20 protein-coding genes are annotated in these 18,776 nt (G+C 71.5%); 9 read left to right on the forward strand and 11 right to left on the reverse strand.

The features are described 5' to 3' along the window. Positions 1-7: 7 nt before the first annotated feature. Entirely contained in the window at positions 8-520 is a 513-nt protein-coding gene (locus AC5DRG_RS04485) for a hypothetical protein (protein WP_491808214.1), read from the reverse strand. Between AC5DRG_RS04485 and AC5DRG_RS04490 the strand changes: the two genes are divergently transcribed. Further along, the gene (locus AC5DRG_RS04490; RefSeq protein ID WP_491808216.1) at positions 449-1,126 is read left to right on the forward strand and encodes a TetR/AcrR family transcriptional regulator; all 678 of its coding nucleotides are present in this window, start codon (positions 449-451) and stop codon (positions 1,124-1,126) included. The two genes, AC5DRG_RS04485 and AC5DRG_RS04490, sit on opposite strands and share 72 nt — an antisense overlap. A 39-nt stretch (positions 1,127-1,165) precedes the next feature. On the opposite strand, the gene AC5DRG_RS04495 is transcribed toward AC5DRG_RS04490, so the two are convergent. Next, positions 1,166-3,082: a Stk1 family PASTA domain-containing Ser/Thr kinase gene (locus tag AC5DRG_RS04495; RefSeq protein ID WP_491808217.1), complete on the reverse strand. Its 1,917-nt coding sequence runs from the start codon at positions 3,080-3,082 to the stop codon at positions 1,166-1,168. A 329-nt stretch (positions 3,083-3,411) separates the two neighbouring features. After that, the gene (locus AC5DRG_RS04500; protein ID WP_491808219.1) at positions 3,412-4,068 is read right to left on the reverse strand and encodes a TetR/AcrR family transcriptional regulator; all 657 of its coding nucleotides are present in this window, start codon (positions 4,066-4,068) and stop codon (positions 3,412-3,414) included. Positions 4,069-4,839: 771 nt separating this feature from the next. Here AC5DRG_RS04500 and dhaK point away from each other — a divergent pair. From dhaK to AC5DRG_RS04515, 3 genes are all read left to right on the forward strand, one after another. After that, on the forward strand, positions 4,840-5,832 hold the full coding sequence (gene dhaK / locus AC5DRG_RS04505; RefSeq protein ID WP_491808220.1) for a dihydroxyacetone kinase subunit DhaK: 993 nt from the start codon (positions 4,840-4,842) through the stop codon (positions 5,830-5,832). Positions 5,833-5,946: 114 nt separating this feature from the next. Further along, entirely contained in the window at positions 5,947-6,555 is a 609-nt protein-coding gene (dhaL, locus tag AC5DRG_RS04510) for a dihydroxyacetone kinase subunit DhaL (protein WP_491808222.1), read from the forward strand. Beyond that, the gene (locus AC5DRG_RS04515; protein WP_491808224.1) at positions 6,548-6,958 is read left to right on the forward strand and encodes a PTS sugar transporter subunit IIA domain-containing protein; all 411 of its coding nucleotides are present in this window, start codon (positions 6,548-6,550) and stop codon (positions 6,956-6,958) included. The genes dhaL and AC5DRG_RS04515 overlap by 8 nt, the downstream gene beginning before the upstream one ends. A 25-nt stretch (positions 6,959-6,983) precedes the next feature. On the opposite strand, the gene AC5DRG_RS04520 is transcribed toward AC5DRG_RS04515, so the two are convergent. After that, the gene (locus AC5DRG_RS04520) at positions 6,984-7,628 is read right to left on the reverse strand and encodes a TetR/AcrR family transcriptional regulator (protein ID WP_491812967.1); all 645 of its coding nucleotides are present in this window, start codon (positions 7,626-7,628) and stop codon (positions 6,984-6,986) included. 136 nt (positions 7,629-7,764) lie between these two features. On the opposite strand from AC5DRG_RS04520, the gene AC5DRG_RS04525 reads away from it, so the two are divergent. After that, entirely contained in the window at positions 7,765-8,526 is a 762-nt protein-coding gene (locus tag AC5DRG_RS04525) for an SDR family NAD(P)-dependent oxidoreductase (protein WP_491808225.1), read from the forward strand. Positions 8,527-8,559: 33 nt separating this feature from the next. Here AC5DRG_RS04525 and AC5DRG_RS04530 read toward each other — a convergent pair whose 3' ends face one another. Then, complete coding sequence (locus tag AC5DRG_RS04530; protein ID WP_491808226.1) at positions 8,560-9,267, reverse strand: glycoside hydrolase family 75 protein; 708 nt, start codon at positions 9,265-9,267, stop codon at positions 8,560-8,562. A 384-nt stretch (positions 9,268-9,651) separates the two neighbouring features. On the opposite strand from AC5DRG_RS04530, the gene AC5DRG_RS04535 reads away from it, so the two are divergent. Both AC5DRG_RS04535 and AC5DRG_RS04540 read left to right on the forward strand, forming a co-directional pair. After that, complete coding sequence (locus tag AC5DRG_RS04535; protein WP_491808228.1) at positions 9,652-10,668, forward strand: fibronectin type III domain-containing protein; 1,017 nt, start codon at positions 9,652-9,654, stop codon at positions 10,666-10,668. Between the two features lie 153 nt (positions 10,669-10,821). Further along, positions 10,822-11,355: a hypothetical protein gene (locus AC5DRG_RS04540; protein ID WP_491808229.1), complete on the forward strand. Its 534-nt coding sequence runs from the start codon at positions 10,822-10,824 to the stop codon at positions 11,353-11,355. On the opposite strand, the gene AC5DRG_RS04545 is transcribed toward AC5DRG_RS04540, so the two are convergent. The 3 genes from AC5DRG_RS04545 to AC5DRG_RS04555 all read right to left on the reverse strand — a co-directional run bounded on the left by AC5DRG_RS04545 (position 11,343) and on the right by AC5DRG_RS04555 (position 14,467). After that, on the reverse strand, positions 11,343-11,915 hold the full coding sequence (locus AC5DRG_RS04545) for a PadR family transcriptional regulator (protein WP_491808230.1): 573 nt from the start codon (positions 11,913-11,915) through the stop codon (positions 11,343-11,345). The two genes, AC5DRG_RS04540 and AC5DRG_RS04545, sit on opposite strands and share 13 nt — an antisense overlap. Before the next feature lie 43 nt (positions 11,916-11,958). Continuing rightward, positions 11,959-13,974: an NADPH-dependent 2,4-dienoyl-CoA reductase gene (locus tag AC5DRG_RS04550; protein ID WP_491808231.1), complete on the reverse strand. Its 2,016-nt coding sequence runs from the start codon at positions 13,972-13,974 to the stop codon at positions 11,959-11,961. Between the two features lie 121 nt (positions 13,975-14,095). Next, positions 14,096-14,467, reverse strand: coding sequence for a hypothetical protein (locus tag AC5DRG_RS04555; protein WP_491808232.1), 372 nt, complete (start codon positions 14,465-14,467; stop codon positions 14,096-14,098). 192 nt (positions 14,468-14,659) lie between these two features. Here AC5DRG_RS04555 and AC5DRG_RS04560 point away from each other — a divergent pair, with 192 nt between their 5' ends. Beyond that, positions 14,660-15,361, forward strand: a complete 702-nt coding sequence (locus AC5DRG_RS04560) for a hypothetical protein (protein ID WP_491808233.1) — start codon at positions 14,660-14,662, stop codon at positions 15,359-15,361. Positions 15,362-15,387: 26 nt separating this feature from the next. Here the strand turns inward: AC5DRG_RS04560 and AC5DRG_RS04565 are convergent, their stop codons facing one another. Further along, positions 15,388-16,194 carry a putative protein N(5)-glutamine methyltransferase gene (locus AC5DRG_RS04565; RefSeq protein ID WP_491808234.1) on the reverse strand — a complete coding sequence of 269 codons (807 nt, stop codon included), beginning with the start codon at positions 16,192-16,194 and terminating at the stop codon, positions 15,388-15,390. Between the two features lie 277 nt (positions 16,195-16,471). Between AC5DRG_RS04565 and AC5DRG_RS04570 the strand changes: the two genes are divergently transcribed. Continuing rightward, positions 16,472-16,888, forward strand: coding sequence for a MarR family winged helix-turn-helix transcriptional regulator (locus AC5DRG_RS04570; RefSeq protein WP_491812968.1), 417 nt, complete (start codon positions 16,472-16,474; stop codon positions 16,886-16,888). Between the two features lie 72 nt (positions 16,889-16,960). On the opposite strand, the gene AC5DRG_RS04575 is transcribed toward AC5DRG_RS04570, so the two are convergent. Further along, the gene (locus AC5DRG_RS04575) at positions 16,961-17,692 is read right to left on the reverse strand and encodes a GNAT family N-acetyltransferase (RefSeq protein WP_491808235.1); all 732 of its coding nucleotides are present in this window, start codon (positions 17,690-17,692) and stop codon (positions 16,961-16,963) included. After that, positions 17,689-18,612, reverse strand: a complete 924-nt coding sequence (locus AC5DRG_RS04580; protein ID WP_491808236.1) for a quinone oxidoreductase family protein — start codon at positions 18,610-18,612, stop codon at positions 17,689-17,691. The genes AC5DRG_RS04575 and AC5DRG_RS04580 overlap by 4 nt, the downstream gene beginning before the upstream one ends. Positions 18,613-18,776 lie beyond the last annotated feature (164 nt).

Below are 18,776 nucleotides of genomic sequence, written 5' to 3' on the forward strand. Positions count from 1 at the left end.
CCCAGGCTCAGTCGGCCGTTGGCGGTGTCTTCGGTGCGCGCAGCAGGGCGCCGACCGCAGCGGCGAGCACGACGACGCTCACCGCGATCAAAGAGGCGGACAGGCCGTCCATGAACGCGGACTTGACGCCGTCGGCGAGAGCCGTGCCCCGGGCACCGAGCTGGTCGGCGACATATAGGCCGGCGGCTGCCGAGTGGCGTACGGACTCGGCCGCGTCGGCGGGAAGTTGGGCGACCGAGTCGGGGAGGCAGGAGCGGTAGTGGCTGCCGTAGATGGAACCCATGAGGGCGATGCCGACCGCTGAACCGACCTCGCGGGTGGTGTCGTTCATGGCGGAGGCTACGCCCTGCTGGCCGCGGCCGAGGGAGCCGGTGATGGCCGCCGTGCCGACGGCGCCGCTCAGACCGATACCGAAGCCCGCCAGAACCAGGCCGCCGAGGAAGGGCAGGTGGCCGGAGTCGACGTCGAGGAACGAGATCAGGAACAGGCCGGCGGCGAGCAGCAGCAGGCCGACGGACATGACGGCCTCGGATTCAGCGGAGACGACCGGGAACGCGCGATCCTGGCCACCGCGGAACGCCTCCTCGGCGAGCGGCCCATGTCGGAGATCTCGGTGGACCAGCTCGCCAAGGGCGCGGGCATCTCCCGGCCGACCTTCTACTTCTACTTCTCGTCCAAGGAGCAGGTGCTCCTGGCGCTGTTCGACCGGGTCATCGAGCAGGCCCGCTCGAACCGCGGGGACGCCCTCCTCCGGCTCGCCGACGGCGAGGAGCGGGGCTGGCGCGACGCCATCGGCCCGTTCTGCGAGACCTTCGCCGCCCACCGCGCGATCGCGTCGGCGGCGTGGGCCGCTCAGTACACCAGCGCCGCCGTCAAGGACCTGTGGTCCCAGGTGATGGAGCAGTTCGTGGCCGAGGTGACGGCGGCGATAGAGTCCGAACGCCGCCGCGGGGCCGCTCCCGAGGGCATCCCCGCCCTCGACCTCGCGACGTCGCTGAACTGGATGGTGGAGCGCGCCCTGTTCAGCACCTTCAGCGGTCAGACGCCGGCGGTTGCCGAGGAGCGCCTGCTGGACACCCTCGTCTCCATCTTCGTGGGCGCGATCTACCGGCGTTCCGGCGACTGAGAGCCGCATGTCGCCGACGGGCGTCCGGCGGGCCGGGCGTCATTCTGGGATCGGGAGGACCGGCAACAACTGAGGTGCCGTGGTCTCCGTGTCACCACTCGTGTCTCCGCCCGTCGCCGTGCCGTCGTCCGACTGGTCGGTGTCGGCGTCCTGGGTGACGACGACCACGGTGCTTCCCGCCTCCACCTCGCTCCCCGCCGCCGGGGTGCTCGACGTCACCACCGCGTCCGACGCCTGGGAGTACCCGGTGGCGACGGTGACCTGGAGGCCGAGCGCACCCAGTTCGTCCTGTACCTCGGAAAGGGTCTTGCCGACGATGTCGGTGGGGATCTGCACGGTCTGCACGGACTTGGCGACCTGGACGTCGACCGCCGTACCCGGGTCGACCTCGTCACCGGAGGTGACGCTCTGTCCCACCACGGTCCCCGACTCGGCTTCGCTCTCGACCTCGGTCGTGTCGCCCAGCTTCAGGCCCGGAGCGGCCAGCAGCTTCTGGGCCTCGCTCACGGTCGCGCCGCTGAGGTCCGGGACCGTGGCCTTCTCCGCCTCCTTGGCCACCGTGAGTGTGATCTCGGTGCCCTTCTCCGCCTTCTCGCCGCCGTCCGGGTTCTGCTTGAGGACGGTTCCGGGATCCTCGGTGTCGGACACGACGTGCCGCAGCTTCACCTTGAATCCCTTGTCCTCCAGGATCCGGGACGCGTCGTCCTCGTCCTTGTCCGTCACGTCCGGCACCTCGACCTTGGGCGCCCCGGTGGAGACGGTGACCGAGACCGCCTCGCCCTTGGCGAGCTCCCCTTCCACGGGGCTCTGCTCGCAGATGTGGCCGCTCGGCTGGTCGGCGCACGGCTCCCGCTTCTCGACGGTGACGGTGAGGTCGACGTTCTCCGCGCTGCGCCGGGCCTCCGCCAGGGTCTGGCCCACGAGGTCGGGCACATCGACCTTGCCGTCGTCGGCCGAACCACGCCCGAACATGAACCAGCCCATGGCCAGTGCCAGGACCACGACGGCCACGCCCGCCGTGATCAGCACGACGGTTCCCCTGCGCCGGCCGCTGCCCTCGTCCGGGACGGCGTCGTCGTACGGGAAGTCACCCTCCGCCGGCGGAGGTTCGGCACCCGACACGAGCAGGCCCGTACCGAGGTACGCCTCGACGTCGGCGAGCATCTGCTCGGCGGACTGGTAGCGGTACGCGGGGTCCTTCTCCAGGGCACGCAGGACGATCGCGTCCACCTGGGGGCCGACCTCGGGGTTGTAGAGGCTCGGCGGGAGCGGGGCCTCCTGGATGTGCTGGTACATCACCGCCATCGGCGTCTCGCCGGTGAACGGCGTGCGGAAGGTCAGCAGTTCGTACAGCAGGCAACCGATGGAGTACAGGTCGGACCGCGCGTCGGTCTCGCGCCCCATCGCCTGTTCCGGCGAGAGGTACTGGGCGGTCCCGATCACGACCGACGTCTGCGTCATGCCGACGTCCCGAGCGTCCCGGGCGATGCCGAAGTCCATGACCTTGACGTCTCCGGCCCAGGTCAGCATGACGTTGGCCGGTTTGATGTCCCGGTGCACGATGCCGGGCTGATGGGAGTGGGCGAGGGCCCGCAGAACCCCGGCCGTCACCTCCAGGGCCCGCTCGGGTGTCATCGGCGGCCCGGAGTGCAGGGCGTCGCGCAGGGTGGTCCCGTCGACGTACTCCATCACGAGGTACGGCAGCTGGGCCCCGCCGTACGCCACGTCCTCGCCCGTGTCGTACACCGCGGCGATGGCGGGATGGTTGAGCGACGCGGTGGACTGCGCCTCCCGCCGGAACCGTTCCTGAAGCGCCGGTTCGTAGGCGAGGTCGCCGCGCAGGGTCTTCACGGCCACGCTGCGGTCGAGCCGGAGATCGTGCGCGAGATGCACCTCGGCCATACCGCCGGAGCCGAGCAGGTGGCGCAGCTCGTACCGGCCGCCGAGGAGGGCCACCGGGTGACCCTGATGGGAAAGGGTCAGATCGTCTGGTCCGCCGAGGTTCACTGCGCTTCTCCACAGAGGGTAGGAAGTCCGGGCCGGGGCATGACGCGACAGCCGCGCCGTCCACGAAGCCAGGAGCACAGGAAAGATAATTGCACGCGAGCGGGCAATTATCTTGCGGGCAGGAGACCGAAGCATGAGAGGCTCGTCACGGTCCACGCCCCGGCCGACTCTCTGGGCTCCGTCTGGGCGGCACCACGGGCAGCAGAGGACTCCGCCCCAGCATGGTGCGCCGGGGCGGACAAGGTCTCTCAGGTGTCAGGTACGACGGCGACGACGGCTCAGTCGTCGGCCGCGGACTCCACGGTCACAGCCGACGCGACAGCCTCGACCACGACAGTCGCCCGCCCCTCCGGCACCCCGGCCGCAATGAGCGCGGTGAGGGCGACCCGGGTTCCGCCGTCGTCCTCCAGCCCCCCGGTGTTGACCGCCTCCAACAGCGCGACCGTCATCGCTTCCAGCCCGGCGCTCAACACAGCGGCCGGCAGATGCGAGTGGAAGACGCCGTCCCGCTGCCCGCGCTCCAGTACGGCCGTCGTCTCCGTGCGGGCCGGTGCCAGCACCTCGGCCACCCGCTCCGCACCGAGATCGCGCCTGGCCAGCACCAGGAGCAGGCGGTACCGGTCCCCCACGGGCCACATCGAGAACACGAGGCGGGCGAGGGCCCACTCGGCCGACTCCGCCTTCGCGCGCTCGGCACCGGCCGCCACGGCGGACCGGAGCGTCTCGGAGGCTTCCTCGGCGAGGGCTTCCAGCAGCGCCGCCCGCCCGGGAAAGTGACCGAACAGGGTGCGCCGTACGACACCCGCGGCTCGCGCCAGCTCCTCCAGCGTGACGTCCGGGTTCCGCCCCAGCTCCTGACGGGCCGTGGCCAGGATGCGCGCCCGATTCGCCCGCGAGTTGCGACGCAACGGTTCACGGACGACGGGCTTGGACACGGAATCCTCGATGGATCGACGCGCAGCGGAATGGATACGGCGGGGCGACGACAGCCGCATTCTTGCACGAAGGGCTATCACCCATCCGGACCCGACCCGCACATGGCATCGAGGACGCGCGCCTGCTCTTTCTGACCAGCACCACAACCCACCTGATGCCCCCTCAGAACGAGCGTCGCGAGCGTCATTTCAGCGTCAAGATATCGCCCGTAACGCCCACACCACACATAAAGCACACGCACAAAACCGCAGGTCAGGAGCACTTCGAGGTCGGTTCAAGGATGGCAACGCACTCCATGTGACGCGTCACGACTCCTTCCCCATGTGCTACCCGATGGTCGCGCGCTTCTCTGGGTCAATGGGCTCGTCGGCGTCGCGTCTGTTGATGTGGACAGCTTTCGCCACACTCAAAACGCGGATCGCGTGCGGATCGGATGACGCGACGGAGAGTCGGGAAAGGAACCGCACGAGGATCGACCCGCAGCGGTCACCGTCGAGCCCTGGCCTCGCCGGGCGAGGTCACCCAATGACCGCGTGCACACGCGTGACCTTCGCTGCCGCAAGGTCGATACTGCCGACAGCAGTACTCCGGTTGCCATTTGCCCGACGCATCTCGAGCACCTGACGCGCTGTCATCAAAGTCAGCATCGCCCCCGCCACAACCCGCTCCCGACCGCCATGGACCGCCAAGATCAAAAACTAGCCAAACCCGCTTCCACCTGCAAATACACAGCTCAGAGGCTCATCTGCCAGTCCCACCAGGAGGTACCCATGAGGATGCTGATCAACGTCCCGGAGTCCGTGGTCACGGACGCGCTGCGGGGTATGGCGGCCGCCCATCCCGAGCTGACCGTGGATGTCGAGAACCGGGTGATCGTACGGCGGGACGCTCCCGTCGAGGGGAAGGTCGCCCTCGTCTCCGGCGGGGGCTCGGGGCATGAGCCGCTGCACGGTGGTTTCGTGGGGCCCGGGATGCTGTCGGCGGCCTGTCCCGGTGAGGTGTTCACCTCCCCTGTGCCGGACCAGATGGTGCGTGCTGCGGCGGCCGTGGACAGCGGTGCGGGTGTGCTGTTCGTCGTGAAGAACTACACGGGAGACGTCCTCAACTTCGACATGGCAGCCGAGCTGGCCGAGGACGAGGGCATCCGGGTCGCGAAGGTCCTGGTCGACGACGACGTGGCGGTGACCGACAGTCTCTACACGGCCGGGCGGCGCGGCACGGGCGGGACGCTGTTCGTGGAGAAGATCGCGGGCGCGGCGGCGGACGAGGGGCAGTCGCTGGAGCGGGTCGAGGCGATCGGGCGGCAGGTCAACGAGAACTCCCGCAGTTTCGGCGTAGCGCTGAGCGCCTGCAGTACTCCGGCCAAGGGCAGCCCCACCTTCGATCTGCCTGCCGGGGAGCTGGAGTTGGGCATCGGCATCCACGGGGAGCCGGGCCGGGAGCGGCGCGCCATGATGACGTCCGGCGAGATCGCCGACTTCGCGGTCAACGCGATCCTGGAGGACATGCCGGTACGCAACCCGGTCCTGGTGCTGGTCAACGGCATGGGTGCGACACCGCTGCTGGAGCTATACGGCTTCAACGCCGAGGTGCAGCGGGTGCTGAGCCTGCGTGGGGTGGCCGTGGCCCGGACGCTGGTGGGCAACTACGTCACCTCGTTGGACATGGCGGGCGCCTCGGTGACCCTGTGCCAGATCGACGAGGAGCTGCTGCGCCTGTGGGACGCGCCGGTGCGGACGGCGGGCCTGCGCTGGGGCATGTGAGACGGCGGCGGAAGCGATCGGCTCACCCGGTACGCCAGCTCGCCCACCACGCCGACTCGCCCAGTACGCCGACTCACCCACCCCGCCAATTCACCGACCGTGCAAGGAGATCCAGTGCTCGACGCCCACTTCTTCCGCCGTTGGATGGCGGCGACCGCCGCGTCCGTCGACCGTGAGGCGGAACTGCTCACCGCCCTCGACTCGCCCATCGGGGACGCCGACCACGGCGCCAATCTGCAGCGCGGCTTCAACGCCGTCGCCGCCACGCTGGAGAAGGAGGCCCCGGACAAGCCCGGCGCCGTCCTGACCCTCGCCGGGCGCACGCTCATCTCGACGGTGGGCGGCGCGTCGGGCCCGCTGTACGGCACCTTGCTGCGTCGTACGGGCAAGGCGCTCGGAGACGCGGCCGAGGTCACGGAGGAGCAGTTGACGGACGCGCTGCGCACCGGGGTCGACGCGGTCATGGCGCTCGGCGGGGCGGCGCCCGGCGACAAGACCATGATCGACGCGCTGGTGCCGGCGACGGACGCCCTCGTCGACGGTTTCGCCGCCGCGCGTGCCGCCGCCGAGGGGGGCGCCCTGGCGACGACTCCGTTGCAGGCGCGCAAGGGCCGGGCGAGCTATCTCGGCGAGCGGAGCATCGGGCACCAGGACCCCGGTGCCACCTCCTCGGCGCTGCTGATCGCGGCCCTTCAGGAAGCCGCGGAGGCCGCCGGTGAGTGACGAGAAGCTGGTGGGGATCGTGCTGGTGTCGCACAGCGCGGAGGTGGCCGCGTCGGTGGCCGCGCTGGCGAAGGGGCTCGCGGGCGGCGGCACCGCGGTACCGGTCGCTCCGGCGGGCGGCACCGAGGGCGGCGGACTCGGGACGAGCTCCGAGCTGATCGCCGCCGCGGCCGCCGCCGTGGACCGCGGCGCCGGGGTCGCCGTCCTCACCGACCTGGGCAGCGCGGTGCTCACCGTGAAGGCGCTCCTCGCGGAGGGCGACGAACTCCCCGACCGCACCCGCCTGGTGGACGCCCCCTTCGTCGAGGGAGCGGTGGCCGCGGTCGTCACGGCGGCGACGGGGGCCGACCTCGCGGCGGTGGAGGCGGCGGCCATGGAGGCGTACACGTACCGGAAGGTCTGAGGGTTCCTCTCCATGGGACCGCCCCTCAGCTGAGGCCCTCCGTCGCGACGGCGAGGGCCTCGCGCATGGTCGCCGCCAGTTCGGCCTCCGCCGTGGCGGGGTCGGGCTCCTGGTCGGCGGTTCGCCAGGCGTAGTGCTCCACGGCCGCCCGCAGGGCCGCGTTCAGGACCGCGGCCTGGATCGCCGGCCGCAGGTCGCCGTGGGGCAGACCGGCCCGGTCGGCGAGGGCACGGGCGAACGCCGGTTCCGCCTCGTCGTAGGACTGGAGCCAGATCGCGCGCAGGCCCGGTTCGGTGCGGGTCAGCCGGACCAGCGCGGCCGCGCTGGTGTACTCCGGGCCGGGCCCGGCCACCAGGCGGCTACGGCTTGTGAACATCCCTTCGAACGCCTCCTCCAGCGGCTGCCCCGGACCCCAGTTCCGCAGGCCGGCGGCGATCACGTCGATGCCGGCTGTGAAGAGAGGCCGTACGCAGCTCTCCTTGCTCGGGAAGTAGCGCCACACGGTCCGGGCGGAGACGCCGACCGCCTGTCCGATCTGCTCGCCGGTGGTCGCCGCCACTCCCTGGTCGGCGAAGAGTTCCACGGCGGCACGGGCGATCTCCAGCCGGATCTCGGCCTTCCGCTCCTCCGTCAGGGGCGGTCGGCCGGTGCGTCCGCGCGTCTCGGTCATCCGGCCCTCCAGTGGCGGTGGCTGCGTCACGTAGGAATTCTCCACCAGACGTTTATGTCACTTGAAGACATTAAGTCGTACGCTGGAAGTGGAACGGGTTCTTCAGCCCCACGCACAGAGCACTTAGGAGCACCACATGGCCACTGGACTGGACGGCCGCAGCGTCATCGTCACCGGAGCGAGCTCGGGCATCGGGCGCGCCGCCGCCCTGCTCTTCGCGGCGGAGGGGGCCAAGGTCCTGGTCGCCGACCTCAACGCCGAGGGTGCCGAGACCGTCGTCAAGGAGATCGAGGCAGCGGGCGGCGCGGCCGTCGCCGTCACGGGCGACCTCAGCGAGCAGACCGTGGTCGACCAGGTGACCGCGACCGCCGTGGAGCGCTTCGGCGGCGTGGACGTGCTGGTGAACAACGCCGGGATCATGGACCGCATGTCGGCGCTGGGCGAGGTGAGCGACGTCGAGTGGGAGCGGGTCATCCGGGTCAACCTGACCGCACCGTTCCTGCTCACCCGGGCCGTGCTGCCGCACATGCTGGAGGCCGGCAAGGGCGTCATCGTGAACACCGCGTCCGAGGCGAGCCTGCGCGGCAGCGCCGCGGGCGCGGCGTACACCGCTTCCAAGCACGGAGTGGCGGGCCTGACCAAGTCCCTGGCCGTGATGTACCGCAACCAGGGCATCCGGGCGAACGCCATCGCCCCGGGCGGCACGAAGACCGGTATCGAGGTGAAGGTCGAGGACGGCGCGCACGGCCCGAAGGCGCTCGGCCCGTACTTCGGCGCCGTCGGCCGTCTGGCCGAGCCGGAGGAGCAGGCCGCCGCCATCCTGTTCCTGGCCTCGGACGCGGCGAGCAACATCAACGGCGTGATCCTGCCCGTCGACAACGGCTGGTCCGCGGTCTGAGATCCCGTCGGCGGCCCGTGCCGGGCGGGCGGATCAGTCGGCGCCGCGGACGAACAGCCGCGCCAGCCGCTCCCCCGTCGCGACGGCGGCCGCGTGGTCCTCGATGGGCTTCACCTTCGAGCCCTTGAAGACGACATAGGTGACCCCGGAGTCCGTCCCGCCCCCGCGCGGGTCGGGGCGGATGCCGAGGGCCCGGGCGGTGGCGTACGACGCCTCGCCGATGACGTCGTCCGGGCCCGTGTCGCCGACGACCGCGTACTGCACCCGGTCCCGGTACACGACGGCGGCGACCGCGGCGCCCCCGACTCCGTGCGCGCGGTAGTTCCAGATGCGGCTCGGGGCGGGCACGACGACATAGGGAAGGCGCTCGGGGTTCAGCTGGCGGCCGTCGGACTGCTGGTAGGCCGTGGTGTCGGAGTAGAGCGGGTCGGTGCGCCGGTTGCAGCGGGGCCCGGCATGGCCGTCGCAGTCGATGTCCATGTCGGCCTTCCAGAAGACGGCGTCGCGCGTGCCGCAGACCGGGATGTTCGCGGGCGCCCCGTCGTCGCTGCGGTACCGGCCGCGCGAGACGGGGGTGCAGTCACGCAGCTTGGCCAGCAGGTCGGCGGCGCTGACCCTGCCCTCGCTGCGCACGGCCACCGGCTCCCCGGGGGCGCCAGGTGCGGGGGCGGCGGCGGACGGCATCGTCGGGGCGAGCAGGGCGGCGCCTGCGGCGGCAAGCGTCAGCGGCTGGACACGCACGATAAGCGACCCTTTCCTGGGCGACACTGACGGACACTCGCCCAATCTGGTGCCGGTCCGCAGGTGGGGCCACCATTAGGGGGCCGGACGGTGCACAGCCCTGAACTTCCGACAGGGGCCGGGAGCCTGAGCCCGTGTCGGCTCCGGCCTCCCGGCCGCCCGCGCCGGCGCGGGAACAGCGACGACAGCGGTCCGCGCCACTGGCATGAACTCGCCTGCGATCGCGGAGAGTTCAGCCGTGAGGCTTCAGCATACGTAATCCCGCCGCGCCGTCACCAATGGCGTCGACCTCCGCCTTCCCTCTTGATGTGGCCCCGCCAGTGACGCCATATTGGTTCGGACCAATGCCGATGTGCCGTTCCTGCCGTCCGGGGAGACAGTGTCGTGCGACGTGTGCCCGTCCTCTGCGCGCTGCTGCTGGTCGCGTCCTGCGGCTGGGGCGCGGCGGAAGGGGACGAGGGCAGCCGACTGCCGGCCGCGCCGACGGGCGTCACCGCGGAGGCGGGCAGCTCGACCAGCGTGCACGTCATGTGGAACGCGGTGTCCACGAACACCGGAATCGCCTACGAGGTGTATCGCGGCACCACAGAGGGCGGCACCACAAAGGTCGGGGAAGTCCCCGGTTCCGAGCACATGGTGGATGTCACCAGACTGAAGCCCTCGACCATGTATGTCTTCACCGTGCGGGTCCGGGACGCCGACGGGCAGGTCGGGCCGCGCAGCCCGGAGGTACGGGCGACGACGCCCGAGGCCGTCGCGGCGGACACCTCGGCCCCGACGCGTCCCCGGAACACCCATGGTCGGGCGGCCGGAAGCCGGGCCGTCCAGCTGTCCTGGGACGTGTCGACGGACGACCGGGACGTGATGTCGTACGACATCTACCAGGGCTCCAGCAAGGTCCACAGTGTGGGCGGGAACCAGACGGCGACCGTGGTCGGCGGGCTGCGGCCCGGTACCCGCTACTCCTTCACGGTCCGGGCGCGCGACGCGGCGGACAACCTCTCGCCCGCCGGCGACACGGTCCGCCTCACCACCGCGCCGGGTTCCGACGACGGGCGGGACACCGCGCCCACCGACTTTCGCGCGGCGACGCACCGCGCGGACGGGGCGTACTACGTCGACCTCTCCTGGGTCCCGCCCCGCACGGACGGCGTCGTCGTGGAGTACCAGGTCCATCTGGACGGCAGCCCGGCCACCTCACTCGTCTGGGGCGACAGGGCACCGAGCGACCGGGCGACGTACAGCTTCTATGTGGGACGGGACGGCGGTGTCACGCACCGGGTGCGGATCAGGGCCAGGGTGCCGGACGGCACCTGGGGCGGCTTCTCCGCGGAGCGGACGGTGACGACGGGTTCAACCGGATCGGCCGACTCGTTGACCGTGACGGGGCCTCGGCCCTGAGCCGGACGAAGGAATCCGTCACCTGCCCGGCTCCCGTCCGCGTGCGGGTCGGGCCGGGGGCACGTTGGCTTCCCGTGAGGCAGCACGGGCGATCCCCGACCCTCGGCGGCGCAAGGGATGTACCGCCGACCGTGCCGCCGGAGGGCAGTCCACATGCGCACCAGTCAGCTTCTCCTCCGCTCCGGCCTGACCGTGGCGGCCGCCGCCGCGCTACCGCTCCCCCTGGCCGCATCGGCCGTCGCCGCCTCGGGGATCTCCGTGAGCACCACCGGGTCCACGGTCTCGGTCACGACCAGCGCCTGCACCCAGGTCAACGGCAGCTGGGGCACCGCCTCGCTGCTCAACAGCAGCCAGGCGAACTTCTCCCAGGGCCGCCAGGTGGCGCTGTCGGGCACCAGCGCCCTTCAGTCCGCCGCCTGGTCCAGCGTCAGTCCGGGCACGTACACCGTGGTCGTCATGTGCTCGAACACCCAGACGGCGGGCACCCAGGCCGTCATCGTCTCCACGGCCTCCACCCCCACCATCTCCGCGACGGCCTCGCCCTCGCGCGGTGTGATGGGCGGTCTCGGCGGCGCCACCCGGGACTTCGGTCCGCTCACGCTCGCGGGAGGCGGCACCCTGGTGGCGGCCGGAGTCGTCGCCACGGCGTGGTTCCTGCGCCGCCGCTCGAAGCCCTACCGGCTCTGATCGGAGGCGCGGGCCGGGTCGGCGCCCGGCAGTTCGGCGAACTCGTCGAGCGCGTGGGCGAGCCAGCCCGTCCAGAAGGTCTCCAGGTCGATGCCCGCGCGCAGCACGAGGTGCCGGAGCCGGTCCTGGGTGCTGTCGCTGCCGGGCGGGAAGTCGCGCCGCTCGATCTCCTCGTACTCGGCCAACTGCCGCCGGTGGAGGTCGAGATGGCGGCGCAGGTCGGCCTCGATCCCCTCGGTGCCGACCACGGCGGCGGCGCGCAGCCGCAGCAGCAGGACGTCCCGCAGCGGCTTGGGGTCCTGGGACGCGGCCGTCCAGCGGGCCAGTTCGGCGCGGCCCGCGGGCAGGACCTCGTAGCTCTTCTTCTGCCCGCGGGCCGGCTGCTCGGCCGGGAGGGTGCGGATGAACCCCTCGCCCTCCAGTTTTCCCAGCTCGCGATAGATCTGCTGATGCGTCGCCGACCAGAAGTAGCCGATCGACCTGTCGAACCGACGGGTCAGATCCAGCCCGGACGACGGCTTTTCGAGCAGGGCGGTGAGGATCGCGTGCGGGAGTGACATGCGGTCATCCTAGGGACGCCCTACGACACCTCCCGCACGTCGCCTACAGCGCCACCGCCAGCTCGGTGCCCTGCTTGATGGCTCGCTTGGCGTCCAGTTCGGCGGCCACGTCGGCGCCGCCGATGAGGTGGACGCTGCGGCCGGCGGCGGCCAGTTCGTCGTAGAGGCCGCGGCGCGGTTCCTGGCCGGTGCACAGGACGATCGTGTCGACCTCCAGGACGGTGCTGGTGCCGTCGACGGTGACATGCAGTCCGGCGTCGTCGATGCGGTCGTAGCTCACGCCCGGGACCATGGTGACGCCGCGGTGCTTGAGTTCGGTGCGGTGGATCCAGCCGGTGGTCTTGCCCAGGCCGGCGCCGACCTTGGACGTCTTGCGCTGAAGCAGGTGGACGCTGCGCGGCGGGGCGGGGCGTTCGGGGGCCGCGAGTCCGCCGGGTGCGCGGTAGTCGGTGTCGACGCCCCAGTGGCGGAAGTATGTCGCCGGGTCCTCGCTCGCCTTGTCGCCGCCATCGGTGAGGTACTCGGCGACGTCGAAGCCGATGCCGCCGGCGCCGAGGATCGCGACGCGGTCGCCGACGGGGGCGCCGTCGCGCAGGACGTCGAGGTAGCCGAGGACGCTCGGGTGGTCGGCGCCGGGGATCTCGGGGGTGCGCGGGGTGACGCCGGTGGCGACGACGACCTCGTCGTAGGCGGAGAGGTCCTCGGCGGCGACCCAGGTGTTCAGTCGTACGTCCACGCCGTGGTCGTCGAGTCGGGTGCGGAAGTAGCGCAGCGTCTCGTCGAACTCCTGCTTGCCCGGGACCTGGCGGGCGACGTTGAGCTGGCCGCCGACCTCGCTCGCGGCGTCGTACAGGGTGACCTCGTGGCCGCGTTCGGCCGCGCTCACGGCGCAGGCGAGTCCGGCGGGACCGGCGCCCACCACGGCCACCCGTTTGCGCAGCCGGGTCGGGGTCAGGACGAGCTCGGTCTCGTGGCAGGCGCGCGGGTTGACCAGGCAGGAGGTGATCTGCCCGCTGAAGGTGTGGTCGAGGCAGGCCTGGTTGCAGCCGATGCAGGTGTTGATGGCGTCGGGGCGGCCGGCCGCGGCCTTGGCCACGAAGTCGGGGTCGGCGAGCATCGGGCGGGCCATGGACACCATGTCGGCGCAGCCGTCGGCGAGCAACTCCTCGGCGACTTCGGGGGTGTTGATGCGGTTGGTGGTGACGAGTGGGATGGCGACCTCGCCCATGAGCCGTTTGGTGACCCAGGTGTAGGCGCCGCGCGGCACGGAGGTCGCGATGGTCGGGATGCGGGCCTCGTGCCAGCCGATGCCGGTGTTCATGATCGTCGCCCCGGCGGCCTCGACGGCCTTGGCGAGCGTGATCACCTCGTCGAGTGTGGAGCCGCCGGGGACCAGGTCCAGCATGGACAGCCGGTAGACGATGATGAAGTCCTCGCCGACCGCCTCGCGCACCCGCCGAACGATCTCGACCGGGAAGCGCATGCGGTTCTCGTACGACCCACCCCAGCGGTCCGTTCGCTGGTTGGTCTGCACGGCGATGAACTCGTTGATGAGGTAGCCCTCGGAGCCCATGATCTCGACGCCGTCGTAGCCGGCCTGCCGGGCGAGGCGGGCGGCACGCGCGTAGTCGTCGATGGTCCGCTCGACCTCGTCGTCGGTGAGTTCGCGGGGCGGGAAGGGGCTGATGGGCGCCTGGAGGGGGCTCGGTGCGACCAGGTCCTGGTGGTAGGCGTACCGGCCGAAGTGCAGGATCTGCATCGCGATCCGGCCGCCCTCGCGGTGCACGGCCTCGGTGATCTGCCTGTGCTGCTCGGCCTCCGCGTCCGTGGTGAGCTTCGCGCCTCCTTCGTACGGCCGCCCCGCCTCGTTGGGTGCGATGCCCCCGGTGACGATCAGTCCCACTCCCCCACGCGCGCGTGCGGCGTAGAACTCCGCCATGCGCTCGAAGCCGCGCTCCGCCTCCTCCAGGCCTATGTGCATGGAGCCCATGAGGACGCGGTTGGGCAGGGTGGTGAAGCCCAGGTCGAGCGGGTTCAGCAGGTGCGGGTAACGGCTCATGAGCCCCTCCGTGCGCGGTGTCGTGCCTCTGTTGTAGAGGACGGCACCGCCTTTATGCAACTAGTTGCACAATCGCAGGGGCGTCGTGGAGGCGCAGCTCACACGCGCGTGTGCCGCTTCGTCACCGGCTCTCCAGGCGTACGTGAAGTTCCCGTTCCTGGTCGCCGGAGACCGTGACGAGGTCGTGCACGGTGAACAGCGAGTCCAGGGTGGCGCGGAACCGGTCGATCGCCCAGTAGCCGCCGTGCACGTCGGCCGTGACGGACGCGGAGAGGGGGGTCGGGCGGGCACCCTCGTGCGCGTCGGCGACGTCGAACGTGCCCAGCCACACCATCGGGCGGGTACCGGAGGCGTCCTGGGTCAGGTCGCCCACGTGCCGGTCGTCGGAGGCGAAGCAGGCGCACAGCGTGTCGAACACGATCCGGGCGTCTTCCTTGTTGCACCCGCTGATCTCCACCGAGACGGATTCCGGATGCGGTCGCTCACTGGCCATCGTGATCGCTCCTCTCGCGGCCGGGCTGCGGGACGGCCCCCGGACCATCGCGCCCTACTCCCAGAAAAGCACCACATTCCGGGAGAGCACCATTCACAGGGATTTATTACTCGTTCCTTATCGGCTTCCACGGACAATCACAGGGAGGTGCGGTAACGCGGGGCCGGGCTCCGTGGTCGAGGGGAGCGAGCGATGACGCACGAACCGGACGAGGCACACACCGCGGGCCAGGACTGGGAGGTGCTCTCGGGTCCGGGCGGCCCGGAGCCGGAGCGAACTGCGGGAGGCTCGCTGCGCTCACGCTGGGAGCGGCAGTCCGTACGGGCGCGGGCGGTGACCGCGGGTGTCACGGTGGCCGTCCTGGCCCTCGGCGGCACCGTCGCCTACGCCACGACCTCGGGAAACTCCACGACCGACGGCGTACCCGCGGCCTCGGCGTCCTCCCCCACGCCCCCGTCGTCCGACGCGCCCGGCGACAGGCACGGCCCCGGCAAGTGGTTCGGCATGGGCGGCGGCGGTGTGCACGGCGAGGCGACCGTCAAGGACGACGACGGCGACTGGGTCGTGCGGACCTGGCAGTGGGGAACCGTCGAGAACGTCGACGGCGACAAGGTCACGGTCAAGAGCGACGACGGGGCCGAGTGGACCTGGACCGTCGGCTCGGACGCCAAGGTGTACCGGGAGGGCACCTCGGGCTCCGGGGCCGACACCCTGAAGAAGGGCGACACGGCCTATCTGGTCGGCACCCGCTCCGAGGACGGAACGCGGACCGTCTCCCACGCCGTGTCGGGAAGCCGCGACGACGACAAGTCCGACAACTGGCGTGACTGGCTGCCCGGTCGCGGCCCCTGGGGCGAGCACCCTCGCATGGGCGACGGCGGGGAGGACACGTGACGCCGGACCCCAGGGTCTGACGGTCTCTAGGGTCTGACGCCGATCACGACCTGCGCGTACAGCTCCTCCGATACGGCCAGACGCGCGCGCAGTCCCGCACTGGTGAACGTCTCGACGGCCACAGGGGCCTGGCGTTCGCTCGTCTCGACCAGGAGGCAGCCACCGGGGGCGAGCCAGGCCGGGGCCTGGGCCGCGACCCGGCGTAGGACGTCGAGGCCGTCGGCGCCGCCGTCGAGGGCGACCAGCGGCTCGTGGTCACGGGCCTCCGCGGGGAGCAGACCGACCTCCCCGGTGGGGACGTACGGGACGTTGGCCGCGAGGATGCCCACACGGCCGCGCAGGCCTGTCGGAAGCGCCTCGAACAGGTCGCCCTCGTGGACCAGGCCGCCCGCGGCACCGACGTTGCGGCGGGCGCACCGCACCGCCGCCGGGTCGATGTCGGCGGCGTGCAGTTCGACGCCGTCCAGGGAGACGGCCAGGGCCACACCGACCGCGCCCGTGCCGCAGCACAGGTCCACGACGACGGATGCCTCCGGGGCCTGGGCGAGGGCCTGTTCGACCAGGAACTCGGTCCGGCGGCGCGGCACGAAGACGCCCGGCTCCACGGCGATGCGCAGACCACTGAACTCGGCCCAGCCGAGGACGTGTTCGAGAGGGAGGCCGGCGGCGCGCCGGTCGACCATGGCGGCGAGTTCGTCCGGCGTACGGGCGGCGGCGAGGATCAACTCCGCCTCGTCCTCGGCGAAGACGCAGCCGGCGGCGCGCAGGGCGGAGACGACGACGGAACGGGCGGAGGGCGATGCGGGCGAGGAGGAAGGAGAACGTGGAGGCATGAAAGCCGAGGGCCTTTCGGGAGCCGAAGGGCGCTCTCGCGGTCACCTACCGGTGGTGATCCGTGCTGTCTTGGGAGGAGAGCACCCGAGCTGACACAGCGGTAATGGGTCTCACCTCCTCGGCCTCGTTCGGCTGGGACAGTCCGCAGCCGGACGGCACATTACCCGAACTACCCGAACAGCCGGGTTCCGCTCGCCTCGCGGACGTCAAGTTGTACTCTGCAACCAGAGCCCGAGGGAGGTACCGGTGGACGCCGTGGAAACCATCCAGCGCGAGATGACGGCCTTCGCCCGCCGCTCCAGGGCCTCCGCCGGACGCATGCACCCCGAGCTGTCCCTGGTCTCGTACACCCTGCTCGGGCACCTGGAGGAGAGCGGCGCCCGCCGCGCCACCGACCTGGCCGCGCACTACGCCCTGGACAAGTCGACGGTCAGCCGGCAGGTGGCCGCGCTGGAGCGCGCCGGGCTCATCGAGCGGCGCCAGGACCAAGAGGACCAGCGCGTCCAGATGCTGGATCTGACGGAGGCCGGCCGGAGCATCCTCGCCCAGGTCACCGAGCGGCGCCGGGCGGCGTTTCGGGAGCGGCTGGAAGGCTGGTCCGAGGAGGACCTGGAGCGGTTCGCGGGGTATCTCGTGCGATACAACGGTTGGGCGGGGTCCTCCGGTTCCGCGTCCGTCTCCGAAGACGGCTGAACCGTCCCGGGCCAGGGCGGGGGCGGGTCCGGTGGGCCGCCTCGTCGGCAGACGGCCCATCTCTCCTTCTCGTCAGGACACGGACACGGCCCGTTCGTCCGCGAGGCGTTCGGGCGCGCGGGCCGCCAGGAACGCGGTGGTGCGGCGCAGCCGGAAACCCAGGGACTCGTACAGGCGTACGGCGTTGGTGTTGCCGGCGCCGGTGTGCAGGAAGGGCGTCTCGCCGCGTTCGCGGATGCCGTGGGCGACGGCGAGGATCAGCCGGGTCGCGAGGCCCTCGCCCCGGGCGGCGGGGTCGGTGCAGACCGCGCTGATCTCGGTCCAGCCCGGCGGACGCAGCCGCTCCCCCGCCATGGCGACCAGGGCACCGTCCCGCCGGATTCCCAGGTAGGTGCCGAGCTCGATCGTCCGGGGCAGAAACGGGCCCGGCTTGGTCCGGGCGACGAGGGCGAGCATCTCGGGCACGTCGGCGGGGCCGAGGCGGACCGTCTCCGGGTCCGGTACGGCGGCCAGCCCGTCGTCCACGAACTGCACGCCCTCGACCTGGAACGTGATCTCCCAGTCGTCCGGGATCCGTCCCACGTAGCCGGTCAGCAGGACCTCGGCCCCGGGGCCCGCGAACGCCGCGAGATCTGCCCAGTCGTCGGGCTCGGGCTCGTCGGGCAGGGCGAGCCACGGGGAGACGTCGACCGGGTAGCGCAGCACCCGGCCGTGCCGTTCGGCGAAGTGGGCGTGCGGGCCGGTCAGCGCGGCGAGGGCGGGGTTGTCGAGGACGTGGTGTCGTATCGGCCCGGTCGTGCTCATGCGGCGACCTCGATCACGACCTTGCCGGTGGCGTGACCCTCCTCGACGGTGCGCAGCGCCTCGCCGGCCCGGTCGAGCGGGAAGGTGCTGGTGACGTGCGGGTCCAACTCGCCGCTCACCACGAGGGCCGCCACCGCGTCCAGGACGCCGGAGGTGCCGGCGCGGGCTACACGGGCGCCGCCCAGTTCTGCCACGACCTGGGGCGGAGACCCGGCCGTGATCAGCTTCGTCCGGTCGGTGAGCAGGGTCGCCGCCTCGGCGAGCACCTTCTCGCCGACGAGATCGTAGACGCCGTCGACGCCGACCGGCGCGGCCGCCCGCACCCGGTCCGCGAAGCCCGGGCCCGACGGGACGTGGACCGCGCCGAGCGACTCGACGAGGTCCTTCTTGCCGTCGCTCGCGAGTCCTACGACATTCAGCCCGAAGGCCTTCGCGATCTGCACCGCCGCCACGCCGACCCCGCCGCCCGCGCCGGTGATCAGCACGGTCGCGCCGGAGGGCAGGTCGAGCTGGCGGACGCCGTCGTAGGCGGTCGCCGCGGCGACGGGCAGGGCTGCCGCGTCCGTGAAGGACAGGCCGACGGGCTTGTGCGCGGTCAGGGCGGCGGGCGTCAGCGCGTACTCGGCGAACGCGCCGGCCGGTGTGTTGCCGAAGACCTCGTCGCCGACGGCGAAGCCCTCGACTCCGGCGCCGATCTCCTCGACGATCCCGGATGCCTCGCTGCCCAGGACGGCGGGGAACGTTCTCCGGGTGTCCCCGAGGCGCCGGAATCCCGAGCGCAGCTTCCAGTCGACGGGGTTCACGCCCGCCGCACGGACGGCGACGAGCACCTGGCCCGGGCCGGGCACAGGCCGGTCCAGTTCGACGAACGCCTCGGTCTCCGGGCCCCCGTCGCGTGTGAAGACGTACGCCTTGGGCATGTGCTTGCACTCTCCTTCGCTGTCGCCGCGGTACCGGCTGTAACGGCCACCGGATCCTGCACTGGATGGGAAGAGGGATGGCCGGGGCGCTATTCCCGGGTACGCGGAGACTTCATACGGCCTTAATGATCGTGCTGCCGTCAGGGGCCAGGGCATAGCTGACA

Source organism: Streptomyces sp. JLBG701, assembly GCF_058544905.1.